Genomic DNA, 12,167 nt, shown 5'->3' with positions numbered 1-12,167 from the left:
CCGCTGCGCGGCAAGCTGACGAAGCTGGCTGACCGGGGCTGGCTGCACAAACGTCCTCACGGACGCTTCGTCGCACGCCGGTAGCCACACGGAACGGGGCGTAACTGGCGGGCTCCCGGCGGCCGTTGCGTTTGGAGTGAAGAAAAACAACCCTCACGCCGAGGGCCCCGACCAACTTGTCTACACCGCCCGTCTGCCGCTGTCGAGCGCCACCTTGACGGGGCGTTGAAGAGGATCGCCCGAAGCTGACTACACGGGCTTTGACGTCAGGGCAGCGTGACGACGGGTGAGAACGTCGAGGAGTTAATGGGACTCCTCCAGTTCGAAAGTCCCCAAACTCTCTGTCCACTTGCGCCCTGCCTGGTTGGCCCGAAGCACACGTAACTGCCGTAGGTCAGGGTGCCCGCGCACTCGCGCTGATCGATGCTGGTGTCGTTCAGCATGTCCTGGGAAGTAGCGTCGGCCCACTGCGTTGAGTGGACCGTGAGCACGACGACCGACTGGAAGTAGTCACCGGTTACCGCGACGCACGGGTTGATGTAGACGCCGCCGGGCCAGGCTTGCGTACCACTACAGGTCCAGTTCGGCTGGTTCCCGCTGTATGTCCACCACGAAACGGTGCTGGCGTTCGCTGATCCGGTGAAGCCGAGCCCCAGCCCCGCCGCCGCGCTCGCAGCAACCGCCAGTCGGGCGATTCGACGAACCATCATTCCCCCCTGATTCGCTTCTGTGGTGCTTGCCGCACTTGGCAAACGGTAGGAATCTAAGCGGACTCAGATGAGTTGCCCAGACGGGAAACCGGACAGCTGCGGGAGCCAGACGACTACGAACTCCTTGGCCTCGGCTACCTCAACTCCCCTACGCCGGGCTGGCAGTGGTCGCCGTATGACCATGAGGCCGCATTGCGCACAAGGTGCTGCCGGAGATGCGTAAGTGCCTGTTTCTGAACCCGGCGGGTGGAGGAGCCCGGCGAGGTGGCAGCTGCCAGAGCAGCAGGCATGGTGCTGCTCCCCAGCTCACTATGGCGCTTGTCAGAACGGTCACGCTCGACATGCGGGACGATAGCGGTTTCGAAGGACAACGGGCACGGTAGTGTGTGGAAAGCGTCGCGTGCTGGTGGCAGACCGTGTCAGGTATGGAGGCGCCGGATCGAAGGAGGCCGACGATGTACTCGTCGCACCCTTCGTTCTCGCGTGACTGAGCGCGAGACGACCAGGGTCGTCGCCTGGAGCCAAGAACTCCGTCGGGTGCACCGCCGACTGCGAGAAGCGCTGTCTGTGACCCGCGCTTCCCTTGCCGACGGCACCCCCGGTGAGGCGGCCACTCGTGAACTGCTGCTGTATTGCCATGGCTTCTGCACGGCTCTTGACGGCCACCACCAGGGCGAAGATCACACCCTGTTTCCGGCCATTGCAGCTGCGCACCCGGAGCTACGCCCAGTGCTGCGCTCACTTGAGCAGGATCACTCGATGATCGCCTACCTGCTCAGCAGCCTGCGTGACGCCGTCGACCGGGCCGCACCGCCTGAGCAGCTTGACTACCACCTCGAAGGCATCGCCGCGATCATGGAGAACCATTTCCGCTACGAGGAGCGGCAACTGCTCACTGTGCTCGAAACCCTCGAGCTGGCAGCCACATCCGGAGAGGTGCTGGGCCCGATATGAACCTCAACCAGACAGTGGATGGCGGTAGGGGCGAGAGACCACCCGACCCTCAGTTCTCCAGGAACCACCGGCGCCAATACCCGCAAGCACTGAACGGTGTTGCCAGCATGAGGTGAGAGCTGAGGGAGACGGCCCTGCGATCGAACTCGGCGTCCAACTTGGCAACGAGCCTGCCGAGGTCTGTCCGAGCACCACGGGGAAGCCACAGGAGCACGTCCTCCAGGCAGTCTCGTGCCACCAAAGGGTCACAGCACTCGCAACCGATCACCGGATCCGGCAGAACGCGCCCTGGCTGCCCCAAATACGATCGGCACTCGGCCAGGGCAGCGCCCACAGCCCCAGCCCACAGGCGCTCTTCTTCCAACTTCCGGATCGCTACGCGAGTCACCGCGGATACACTGCGGATCCGGCGGGCCGGGACACCTCTTCTGGGCTGCCAACGCTCCGCGCGCAGCCCTTTCGGACGCCTACGCGGCATCGGCCTTTCGGGTCAACATGCCGTCATCTTGCCACGGTCCGTACTACCCCGCACGCGATCACTTGGAGGCCGCGCCGCTTCAAGTGCTCTTACTTCTCACCGATATCCCCGCACTCTCCGGACGACGGGCGATGCCGGAACCCACCGACATTTGCTCTCGCTTAAGACTACGCAGCCAGTGAGCCTTTTCCATCCTCAGCCTGAGCTGGTCAGGTGGAGGGTGAGGACGGCTTGGACGAGGCTCGTGATCCGGGTCTTCGTGCAGCGGAGCTTGCGGAGAAGCCGCCAGGACTTGAGGGTGGCGACGGCCTGTTCGACCAGCGCCCGGATCTTCGCGTGGGATCGGTTGACGGCCTGCTGGCCGGTGGACAGGCGGTCCCATCGGCCGCCGTAAGGGACGCGTACCGCGCCGCCTGCGCCCTGGTAGCCCTTGTCTGCCCAGCAGGTGATGCCGGCCTCGGTGAGAGCGGCGATGATGCCGTGCTCGCGAGCGGCCCGGACGTCATGGACGGCACCGGGAAGGGCCGGTGAAGCCCACAGGAGACGGCCCTTCGGGTCGGCGATGACCTGCACGTTCATGCCGTGCTTCTTGTGCTTGCCCGAGTAGAATGGCCGGTCGACAGCGATCCGGTCGATCGGCAGGAGCGTGCCGTCCAGGATCGCGAACGCCTTCCTGCGCGCTGTGATCATCGCTGAGGCCCGGGGCGGGGCAATGGCGGCCAAGACGTCAACGGCCTCGTGTATGTAGCGATACACGGTCGCGATATCGACGCCGAACCCGGCGGCGAGTTGGGCGTAGGTGTCCCCGCACCGCAGGTGGGCAAGCACAAGCAGAGCCTGCCGGCCGACGGGAAGCCGCCGCCAGCGCGTCCCGATCTCGTGTCGCCGAGCCCGCAGCTGCTCGCTCTGGTGGCGCAGGGCGCGGCTGGACAGATCGATCGACGACGGGTAGGCAAGCAAACGAAGCTCCTGGCCAGCATGGGTGATGTTGGTCGTGACCCCAACTACCAGCAGCTTCGTCGCGTTGTACAGCTGGCCAACTCGCCCACGGCGCGCGATCAGGTTGGAAAAATGCCTTGAGAGAGGTCGAGGCCTGTTTGTCGATGCTCACCCGGCTCAGCCAGCCGCCCGCAGCGGGCATCCGGTGCCAACACGTGCGTCGAGCTCGGCCCGCAGGGCGGCAAGCTGCGCCATACGCGCATCGATAACCTTGATCTTCTCCTTGAACAGCGCGGACAACGCCTCGGCGGTGTCGGGCGCGTTCCGCAGTTCCTCGCCGGTCTGTGCGATCTCGGCCAGCGAGAAGCCGAGCGTCTGTGCGGTGCGGACGTACTGCAGCCAGGGCACTGCCTCCGGCGGGAAGTCGCGATAACCGTTGGCCAGACGCCGCCCCGTGACGAGACCGATCTTCTCGTAGAAACGGATGGTGTCCCTGGTCAGTCCCGCTTGCGCGGCCAGCTCCCCGATACGCACGGCTCTCCCTGAACTGCGGACTTGACCTTGGACAGTACTCCACTGTTTACCGTCGTAGCGTCCGTGCAGGAGACCAGCAGGAGCCTCGCCGTGTTCCGTCTTTTCGCCCCTTCCCACCCCGCTTATCTTCGCGTCGTACGCACAAGTGCTTGGTACGACCTCGTGGTCACAGCCGGTTTCGCCACGCCGTGGACCTACGCCCTGGTGCACGACGCGCTGTCGAAGATCGGTGACGCGCTCGGGCTGGGCGCCCTGCCTGCCCTCGACCCGATAGAGATCCTTTACGCGAATCTGATGGGTTCAGTGGTGGTCGTCTGGGCGCTGCTCCGGATCATCAACCCGCTGCCAGCGCACGGACTGTTCGACGGCATCGCGCGCACGCTTTTCGCCGCGTGGCAGGCGTATGCGCTGGCACACGGTGCCCCGCGCTGGCTGTGGCTGTTCTTCGTTGCCGAGGTGGCGTTCGGCTTCGTCCAGCTTGTGCCGTGGTGGCGGGCTCGACGCACCGACCTTATGGACCCCTCTGCCGGACAACCGCTCGGCGACGCGGGCCGGTAATACCCAGACGAGTCTCTTGGTCGAAAACCCATTCGCCAGTGGCCTCGTCACTCCGCTAGGAGCAACTGCCGTGCCATGCACCAGGTTGGAAAAGGCTCAGTGAGTTTCTCCCGGATGACCGCGACTTCGTATGCCTGGAGCTCGGCCGGGCCGGAGCAGAACTTGCAACGTCGGCCCGGGCCCAGATCAGCGGTGGCCAGCCGCGCTCGGCGATGATGTCCCGCAGGCAGGCCAGGCCTGCACGGGCCTGGCGCGGCGACAGCTCACTGGGTCTGACCAGCTGTGCGAAGGTCAGACCGGCCGGGCGGGCCTCGAAGAGCACGAACCGGACCAGTATCTGACCGATCTTGTGGTTCGGATGCGTTCGCGATGCGGTCACTGTGACTGTTCGCCGAACGTTGCCTCCCGGGCCCTCCAGGCCCTCGTGCCGCACCGCCGGGAGCAGTAAACCGCGTTTGAACGGCGGTCCACCCCGGCGACCCAAGTCGCCTTGCACTCAGGGCACTCAGCCTGGCCGGCACCACTCAACTCCGCGGCCACCCGCTTGCGCAACCGGTGGAACCGGCGTCACTGCCTGGCACGACACGCCGCCGAGCAGTAGACGGCAGGGGGCCGTGCGTCTAGCCGCAGCCGTTCACCACAGCCCTGACACACCCGTTCCCCGGGCCTCCCCGGCACCCTCGCACCCAACCGGCCTAGGTTCCAAAGCTACTGCGGTGAGGTTCGCCCAGTGCACGTCGGAGTGGGCGGTAGTCCAGCAGGTGACAGAGGGTGCCGGGATGCCGACGAACTGGGGGATCGCCCGGTCCATGTACTGCTGTCGTACGGCGACGCGGTCAGTGTTCACGGCCGACGCTTTCTCCAGCGTCCCGGCGAGCTCCTGCCACCAGGAGTCCGGCAGCTGGATGTCGTGGTGGAGGTCGGATCGTCGGACAGGACCGGCTGGTCGACGCGCACCGACAGCTCCGCCCGGTAGGCGGTGCCGTCGTCTACGGCGTCGTGGACGGCCAAGAGCGCGGGACGGTGCCCGTCCAGTTCGCCGAAGGCCTGCTGGGCGTCAAGGGCGCCGTCCCACAGCTTCCCCAACGCATTGTCTTTCGGTGCGGACACCAGCCGCAGCCACACCGGTTGTCCGTCGGTGGTGCGGGCCGGGGCACCCAGGGTGCGCCCGGCCCAACCCCAGAACTCCCCGCCCGGCTCGACCCACCACGATCTAGCTTGCTAGGATGCTAGCATCCGCTCGTGAGTGATGAGGAAGTCAAGCAATTCAACGTGTACCTGCCGATCGGACTGATCAAGCAGGTCAAGTACCGCGCCATCGAGTCGGGCATGTCGTTGTCGGCGCTCGTCGCTGACGCGCTGCGCGCTTACCTCGACGACGCCCACGGGAACAAACAGCACTCACCCAAGAAGGAGACCTGACATGACGACCGAAGGAATCGAGGCCGTCTTCCTGACGACGCACAACTGGGGCAGGGCGGCGAAGTTCTTCCAGAAGCTGGGATACGAGCTTGAGTTCGCGACGGACCACAACTCCGGTCAGCTCCGCAACGGCGACGGTCCCTACGTGTTCATCGCCGAGGTTCCCGAGGACCAAGAACTCCAGTCCCGGATCGTGCTGAAGGTGCCGGACGCGGACGCGTGCCGTCTCGATCCTGTCGTCGAGGTGGTCACGCCGTTCGAGGACACCCATTACGGGACCAGGGAGATGACCGTCCGCGACCCCGACGGGCGCCTGTGGAGCCTCCAGGCTCCCGCCAAGAATTGACCGTGACGGAGGGGGAACACCATGGCCCACGAGCAGGTAAAGGCACCGGACAACACCGCAGTGCGGACCGCACTCTGGCGGGCGATGCACCTCCAGGTTGATCCGCCCCCGCATGTGGTCGAGGACGAGATCGGCCTGCAACTGGCGGCTCCCGGTGATGGCTGGCGCAACCGCCCGGACATGGATCCGCAGGCCACCAGCCGGTTCCGGGCAACCATCGTTGCCCGCGCTCGTTTCGTCGAGGACCTGATCGCTGAGCAGGCCGACCGGGGCGTGACCCAGTACGTCATCCTGGGAGCCGGTCTGGACACCTTCGCCCAGCGCAAGAAGGAGCTCGCCTCCCGCCTTCAAATCTTCGAGGTCGACCAGCCTGACACCCAGGCCTGGAAGCGCCACCGCCTGGTCGAACTCGGTTACGGCATCCCCGAGTGGCTGCACCTGGTGCCGGTCGACTTCGAGGCTGGCGCGTCCTGGCCCGAGCAGTTGTCCACTGCCGGCTTCGATCCCGGCCGACCAGCGGTCATCGTCTCCACCGGCGTCACCATGTACCTCACCAAGGACGCCACCGCTGCCACCCTGCGCCAGATTGCCGAGCTTGCACCCGGCACAACGCTCGCCATGACCTTCCTGCTACCGACCGAACTTGTCGACGAAGCTGACCGCCGCGGCCTTCGGGTGAGCGAGGAAGGCGCGCGAGCATCTGGAACGCCGTTCATCAGCTTCTACACCCCGCAAGAGATGCTGGCACTGGCACGCGAAGCCGGCCTCAAAGAGGCCCGGCACATTCCGGGGAGTTTGCTCGCCGAGCGCTACTTCACCGGCCGAACCGACGGCCTTCGCCCGTCAAGCGGAGAGAACCTCCTGCTGGCCACCACCTGATCCTCGTCAACGCCGTCTGGCCTCCAAACTCACCTACAAAACCTGCGCCGCGTCCTGCCCCACCTGGACAAGCAGCACGGGCCGCACCGCGACGCCGACAACGCCGGCGACTTCGCCCACGGCGCGGAGACCAAGAACCCCCGCAGCGCAGGCCGCCACAACCCCACACCACTGCCGGACACCCCGCCCGTATGCGCAACGCCCCCCTGCGGCGGCAGCCGCGCAGCAGGTCCGCCCACGACTCGGTCGACTCGCGCAGTCCCTCCGCCAGCGCGATCAGTTCCTTGGTGCCGTCCAATCGCACCCCGAACAGGACGAGCACGCATGAGTGCGCCTGGCCGAACCGGACCTTGGGGTGCACACCGTCGGCCCACACGTAGACGAAGTCCCGGTCCGACAGGTCGCGGAAGGCAGCGTGGTCGTCATGCCACTGCTTCGTCAGCCGGGTCACTGTCGCCGGCGACAGTCCGGCCGCCGAGCCGAGAAACTGCTCCAGCGCGGGCACGAAGTCCCCCGAGGAGAGCCCGTGCAGGTAGCGCAGCGGTAGGACCTCGGAGACCTTCGGCGACTTTCGGCACCACGGCGCCAGGAGCGACGACGGCCTCGGACGCTCACGCGGCGGGCTGACCACCAAGCTGCACCTGGCGGCCAAGCGGGGACAGAAACCGTTGTCCCTACTCGTCACCGCCGACCAGCGGTACGACAGCCCCCAGTTCAAGCCGGTCCTGGACGCCATCCGCGTGCCCCGAATCGGGTCGGGCCGGGCCGACCACACTCCCGGCCGGACAAGGTCCGTGCGGACCGGGCCTACGGCTCGCGCGCGAACCGCGCCTACCTGCGCAGGCGCGGCGTGCGGTGCACCATCCCGGAGAAGGCCGACCAGATTCGCAATCGCCAGAGGCTCGGTTCCCGCGGTGGCCGCCCGCCGAAGTTCGACAAGGCCGACTACGAGCAGCGGCACGCCGTCGAATACGGGATCAACCGATGAAACGTCATCGCGCCGTCGCCACGAGGTATCGCCGGACCGGTGGGCGTGTCCCGATAGGGGCCTTCGCGACAGGCACCGTCACAGTCCTGATCGCCTCACCTGGCCCGGCGTCGGCCACTGGTATTCCCGATGCGTTCAGGAGACAGGCAGCCGTGCCCAGCATGACTCAGACCGCCCACCCCCGTCACCACGTATCCCAGCTGCCCGAGGACATCGTGCTCGGTGTGGACACCCACAAGGATGTTCAAGTGGCCGCTGTGATCACCACGACCGGGACTCTGCTGGACACCCGGAGCTTTCGCACCACTCAGGAGGGCTACCGTCAACTGCTGGCCTGGGCAGGCACCTTCGGCCGCTTGCAGCGGGCCGGGGTGGAGTGCACCGGCTCCTACGGTGCGGCGTTGACACGCTATCTGCACAGCGAAGGCATCACGGTCACCGAGGTCAACCAGCCTGACAAGGCCACTCGACGGAGGCGCGGGAAGACGGACGCGATCGACGCCGCGGCCGCTGCCCAGGCTGTGCTTTCCGGCCGGGCCACCGCCACTGCCAAGACCTCCGACGGTCCGGTGGAAACCATCCGCATGTTCAAGATGGCCAAGACTTCAGCGATCAAGTCCCGTTCACAGGCGATCAACCAGCTCAAGGCCGTTCTGGTCGCCGCCGATCCCGCTCTGTGCGAGGCGCTGACCGGCCTGAGTAACCCGAAGCTCATTCGCAAGTGCTCCGAACTGGAATCGGCAGACGGCACGGCCCGGCAGCCGCCGCCCGCCACACCCTTCGGCTGCTGGCCAGACGGATCCAGCACCTCACCGAAGAGATCAACGACCTCACCGCAAGGATCACCGCCGCGATCACTGCCCGCGCACCAAAGCTCCTGGGCCGCTACGGCGTATCGGCCCGGACACCGCGGCCGCGCTGCTGATAGCAGCCGGCGACAATCCGGACCGGATGGGCAGTGAGGCATCCTTCGCCGCGCTCTGCGGCGTCAGCCCGGTCGAGGCGTCCTCAGGCAAGACCCAGTGCCGAAGGCTCAATCGCGGTGGCGATCGCCAAGCCAACTCTGCTCTCTACACCATCGTCCTGGCTCGCCTGCGCTGGGACACCTGCACCCGCAACTACGTGGAGCGGCGCGTCAGTGAGGGCAAGACCCGTCGGGAAGCCATAGGGGCATCAAACTCGCCGTCCGCTATCACGCGACCGTGCTGGTCGCAACCATCAACGAGTGGCTATGACCAGCACCGACCCGATTCGTCCTAGCCGTTGATGTCGAGCGCTGTTCCGTACATCCGGTCCACCTTCAACCGGATGACCACGCGGCGCTCGGCAACCAACTGCTCCAGAAAACGCGTCTTCATTCTCCGGTTTCACAGCCTGCGGGATCATTCCGAGCAGTTCCCGACCAACCGCATCGCCAGGAACCCTCGTGATCTCCGAGACCTCGGCCTCGCCTTCGGCGACGGCGAACGACCACACGTCGCCGCCCTGCACATGCAGTGAGGCACGCGGATCGCCTCGCAGGTGCCCGACCTTGATGCGGTCGACCGTCGTTGAGAACCGCACGATGCGGGCCTCGGAGTCCCAGCTGTACAGCATGGTGGTCAGGTGCGGATGGCCACTTCGCTTGACAGTGGCGAGCGTGCCGAACTGCTGCTTGTCGAGCAAATTGGAGAGGGCCTCGTCGGACAGTGGGCGAGGCGCTGGTCCTTGAGTCATGACGTGATCAACATCAATCGGGCGTGCTGGCCTGGCGGTTCGGCTGGTGGGTGATCAGCGGACGGTGTCGCGGACGAGGACGAGTTCGGTGCTCGTCCGGCGGCGGGTGGCCCGCTGCGCGGATCGGTCGGAGACGAGTGAGGCGACCGCGAGATGGGTCTCGGCGTAGGTATCGCGGCGTCCGGTGAAACGGCGCAGGGGTACCCATTGGCGGAGTTCGGCGTTGGTGTGCTCCACACAGATCCTCGCCGAGGACTGCCGTCGCCGTGTCTCGCGCCAGGCAGGCTTGTCACCGTCGCACGCCTCGTCCTTGGGCTTCTTCGGTGGGGCGCTGACCTGGCCGGGAACTCTTTGGCCAGCCCGAGGTACCCGGAATCGACCTTCGCCTTCACGCCGGGACGGGTGCGGAACTGCTCGGCAATGCCCTCGGTCCGCACGGCGGTCTGATCGTGCATCCGGCCCGGGCGGACCAAGCCGGACAGCAGCAGGCGGCCCTGGCCGTCGCTGAACGGGGTGGTCTTGATGGTGTTCTGCTTGCGTTTGCCGGAGACGAACGCCCGGCGCCCAGGACGGTCGGCCTGCGGGCGGCGGACCTGGGTCTCGGCCCCGTCGAGCCGCCGCTCAACGCCCTCCGCCTCGGCATAGGCGAAGACGTCCTCCATCGTCTTCAGCCGCAGATCGGGCCGGTCGGGCACGGCGAAACCACGGGCTGCCAGCAGCGGGCGTACCTGGCGGATGGCCACGGAGACGGTGGAGCGATCCACCTCGAAGAGTTCGGCGAGCAACACGTGCGGCAACTGATGGCGCAGATGGACCAGGGTGACCAGCAGCCGATCGAGGAAGACCAGCTTGGGCTTTCTGCCGGCACCCTCCGCCCTCCGACGCTCCCCGCCCCGGGCCTCGCGGAGCGCGGACTGCCGCGCAGCCTCCCATGCCGTGGCGAGTTCGGCGAACAACTCGCCGGAATGTGCGCGTGAGACGCCGGACAGGGCAGGATGGGAACAGACCGTACGGGCCCAGGTCAGCTTCACAACTCACCCAACCCGTGCGGCCCTTCTCATGTCACGGCCCGACCGGGACGATCACCATGTCCGCCGAGACCGTAAAGCTACCCGGCCTGAATGGCGTCTGCCGGGACCTCGAAGATGATCGTGAGTCCGACGCGCTCGTCCCCCTGCTCGCCGATGCGCGTGAAGCCGAAGCCCTCAATGCACGCCAGGGAGGCGGTGTTGTCGGATCCGATCCTGGCGCGCACGGTCCTGACGTCGGGGTCGGCCGCGGCCCTGACGAGCAACGCCCTCAGCATGGCGCGGGCATAGCCCTGACGGCGGTACCCGGGCACGACGGTATAGCCAACCTCGACCATGCCGGCCTCATCCGGCGGCCCGTGGAACCCGGCGTCGCCAACGACGACCCCGTCCGGATTGGACACCGCGGCACGCGTGATCCAGGGCGCGGCAGAGGGGTCCTTGGCGAGCTGGTCGGCGCGGTAGCCAAAGATCAAGCGGGCTCGCTCACCGACGAAGTGTTCGTCAAGGGCGACCCCGGCCTCGGCGCTGCCGCCAGCGAGGTCACCGTCGGCAAGCGCCCGCAGTGCCTTTGCGCTGAGCTCGACGAAACGGACGCGTTTGGGGGCGGAGAGAGGTTCGTTGTTCATCGCGGTGATGCTCACCCAGAGCCGGAGAGCTGTCCACCGGTTTACGGCCTTGGCGGACATGGAGACGGCCACACGGACGCCGCGACACCCACGCCGAGACCCATCTCGCGATCGCCTCACTCGTCTCCGACCGATCCGCGCAGCGGGCCACCCATCGCCGGACGAGCACCGAACTCGTCCTCGTTCGCGACACCACCCGCTGATCACCCACCAGCCCAGCACGCCCGAAGCTCAATTTCCCCCAGGCCCGTGAGGAGTGAGGCGGGAGAGTCCCGCCGGATGGAGGTACCGCTGTGATCGTCCGACTCCTGGGTGGCCGGCTCGCCGGTCGCGTACTCACGACCACCGACGCCCCGTGGGCCGGAGGCTGGCTCACGGTCGGTGACGCCGACTGGGGCCTGTATGTCCCCGTGCACCGCGACCCGGCGACCGGCATCGTCCTGGCGGAGGCCCAGGTCACCATCCCGCGCCAGCGGTAGCCCCCGATCACCTGCCGGTCAGGACAAAGGGGCGGGCTGCCAGCACCGGCAGCCCGCCCCTCATCGACTTCCGCCCGTCAGGCCAACGGCACGCTGCGGTCGGCGTGCACGACCCTCCCGTCGGCCAGCCCCACGTAGGGCCGCGTCTGCGTGTACGGAATGCGCTGCTCTCGCTCTACCCGTCGCAGCTCATCGGCTCGGATCAGGAACCGTGGGGGAGGGGCGCCGGGAGCGAGCACGTGGGGGAGCGGAGTTGTGGACCTGAGCCTCCCTCCGAGCCCAGGTCCTTCTCCTTGGTGCGGGGCGAACCGCTCACACGGTCCGCCCACGCCCGCGACCGTTACGCGGCGGCGTGGCCCCCGGCCTTGCGGCGCCGCACCGCGAAGACCACGCCACCACCGGCGACGACGGCGACACCGCCGACGAGCGCGATGGTCGGCAGCGCGGAGGAGGAACCGGTGGAGGCGAGGGTGCCGGTCACCTTGTGGGTGTTGCTCTGGTTCGGCT

General features: G+C 67.0%; 13 protein-coding genes and 4 pseudogenes. 8 read left to right on the top strand and 9 right to left on the bottom strand.

The features are described 5' to 3' along the window. Positions 1-1,193: 1,193 nt before the first annotated feature. The gene (locus ACZ7L1_RS32225) at positions 1,194-1,664 is read left to right on the top strand and encodes a hemerythrin domain-containing protein (RefSeq protein WP_471442217.1); all 471 of its coding nucleotides are present in this window, start codon (positions 1,194-1,196) and stop codon (positions 1,662-1,664) included. A gap of 673 nt (positions 1,665-2,337) precedes the next feature. Here ACZ7L1_RS32225 and ACZ7L1_RS32220 read toward each other — a convergent pair. Together ACZ7L1_RS32220 and ACZ7L1_RS32215 are read right to left on the bottom strand one after the other, a co-directional pair. Beyond that, entirely contained in the window at positions 2,338-3,102 is a 765-nt protein-coding gene (locus ACZ7L1_RS32220) for an IS5 family transposase (protein ID WP_471442215.1), read from the bottom strand. Positions 3,103-3,258: 156 nt separating this feature from the next. Continuing rightward, positions 3,259-3,615: a MerR family transcriptional regulator gene (locus ACZ7L1_RS32215; RefSeq protein WP_351992962.1), complete on the bottom strand. Its 357-nt coding sequence runs from the start codon at positions 3,613-3,615 to the stop codon at positions 3,259-3,261. Between the two features lie 90 nt (positions 3,616-3,705). Between ACZ7L1_RS32215 and ACZ7L1_RS32210 the strand changes: the two genes are divergently transcribed. Next, the gene (locus ACZ7L1_RS32210) at positions 3,706-4,173 is read left to right on the top strand and encodes a hypothetical protein (protein ID WP_471442316.1); all 468 of its coding nucleotides are present in this window, start codon (positions 3,706-3,708) and stop codon (positions 4,171-4,173) included. 843 nt (positions 4,174-5,016) lie between these two features. Here the strand turns inward: ACZ7L1_RS32210 and ACZ7L1_RS32205 are convergent. Beyond that, positions 5,017-5,283: a hypothetical protein gene (locus ACZ7L1_RS32205; RefSeq protein ID WP_471442213.1), complete on the bottom strand. Its 267-nt coding sequence runs from the start codon at positions 5,281-5,283 to the stop codon at positions 5,017-5,019. Positions 5,284-5,415: 132 nt separating this feature from the next. Here ACZ7L1_RS32205 and ACZ7L1_RS32200 point away from each other — a divergent pair, with 132 nt between their 5' ends. The 3 genes from ACZ7L1_RS32200 to ACZ7L1_RS32190 are packed head-to-tail and all read left to right on the top strand — an operon-like array spanning position 5,416 to position 6,820. After that, a complete protein-coding gene (locus ACZ7L1_RS32200; RefSeq protein WP_471442211.1) occupies positions 5,416-5,595 on the top strand; it encodes a ribbon-helix-helix domain-containing protein in 180 nt (59 codons plus the stop codon). A gap of 1 nt (position 5,596) precedes the next feature. Beyond that, positions 5,597-5,941 carry a VOC family protein gene (locus ACZ7L1_RS32195; RefSeq protein WP_471442209.1) on the top strand — a complete coding sequence of 115 codons (345 nt, stop codon included), beginning with the start codon at positions 5,597-5,599 and terminating at the stop codon, positions 5,939-5,941. 21 nt (positions 5,942-5,962) lie between these two features. Beyond that, complete coding sequence (locus ACZ7L1_RS32190) at positions 5,963-6,820, top strand: class I SAM-dependent methyltransferase (RefSeq protein WP_471442207.1); 858 nt, start codon at positions 5,963-5,965, stop codon at positions 6,818-6,820. Between the two features lie 118 nt (positions 6,821-6,938). On the opposite strand, the pseudogene ACZ7L1_RS32185 reads toward ACZ7L1_RS32190, so the two are convergent. Next, a pseudogene (locus tag ACZ7L1_RS32185) lies at positions 6,939-7,433 on the bottom strand (transposase); the annotation flags it as partial. A gap of 237 nt (positions 7,434-7,670) precedes the next feature. Here ACZ7L1_RS32185 and ACZ7L1_RS32180 point away from each other — a divergent pair. Continuing rightward, positions 7,671-7,808 (top strand): hypothetical protein, encoded by a 138-nt coding sequence (locus tag ACZ7L1_RS32180; protein WP_471442205.1) that lies wholly within the window; start codon positions 7,671-7,673, stop codon positions 7,806-7,808. Positions 7,809-7,960: 152 nt separating this feature from the next. After that, positions 7,961-9,068, top strand: a pseudogene (locus ACZ7L1_RS32175) (IS110 family RNA-guided transposase). Here the strand turns inward: ACZ7L1_RS32175 and ACZ7L1_RS32170 are convergent. The 4 genes and pseudogenes from ACZ7L1_RS32170 to ACZ7L1_RS32155 form a co-directional block, all read right to left on the bottom strand. Beyond that, positions 9,065-9,524: pseudogene (locus tag ACZ7L1_RS32170) on the bottom strand (TIGR03618 family F420-dependent PPOX class oxidoreductase). The pseudogenes ACZ7L1_RS32175 and ACZ7L1_RS32170 sit on opposite strands and share 4 nt — an antisense overlap. Positions 9,525-9,578: 54 nt before the next feature. Beyond that, a complete protein-coding gene (locus ACZ7L1_RS32165) occupies positions 9,579-9,761 on the bottom strand; it encodes a hypothetical protein (protein WP_471442326.1) in 183 nt (60 codons plus the stop codon). A gap of 179 nt (positions 9,762-9,940) precedes the next feature. Beyond that, a pseudogene (locus tag ACZ7L1_RS32160) lies at positions 9,941-10,555 on the bottom strand (transposase); the annotation flags it as partial. A gap of 77 nt (positions 10,556-10,632) precedes the next feature. After that, positions 10,633-11,196, bottom strand: coding sequence for a GNAT family N-acetyltransferase (locus ACZ7L1_RS32155; protein ID WP_471442203.1), 564 nt, complete (start codon positions 11,194-11,196; stop codon positions 10,633-10,635). A gap of 278 nt (positions 11,197-11,474) precedes the next feature. Here ACZ7L1_RS32155 and ACZ7L1_RS32150 point away from each other — a divergent pair, with 278 nt between their 5' ends. Then, on the top strand, positions 11,475-11,660 hold the full coding sequence (locus ACZ7L1_RS32150; RefSeq protein WP_471442201.1) for a hypothetical protein: 186 nt from the start codon (positions 11,475-11,477) through the stop codon (positions 11,658-11,660). Between the two features lie 340 nt (positions 11,661-12,000). Here ACZ7L1_RS32150 and ACZ7L1_RS32145 read toward each other — a convergent pair whose 3' ends face one another. After that, on the bottom strand, positions 12,001-12,141 hold the full coding sequence (locus ACZ7L1_RS32145) for an LAETG motif-containing sortase-dependent surface protein (RefSeq protein ID WP_471442314.1): 141 nt from the start codon (positions 12,139-12,141) through the stop codon (positions 12,001-12,003). Between the last annotated feature and the right edge of the window lie 26 nt (positions 12,142-12,167).

The organism is Streptomyces sp. NPDC107546, from assembly GCF_055639175.1.
Note: the sequence above shows the minus strand (reverse complement) of the source record. Positions and strands in the feature narration are given on the sequence as shown.

Coding starts and splice junctions, on each gene's coding strand:
- ACZ7L1_RS32190 (WP_471442207.1), top strand. CDS start 5,963: ATGGCCCACGAGCAGGTAAAGGCACCGGACAACACCGCAGTGCGGACC.
- ACZ7L1_RS32195 (WP_471442209.1), top strand. CDS start 5,597: ATGACGACCGAAGGAATCGAGGCCGTCTTCCTGACGACGCACAACTGG.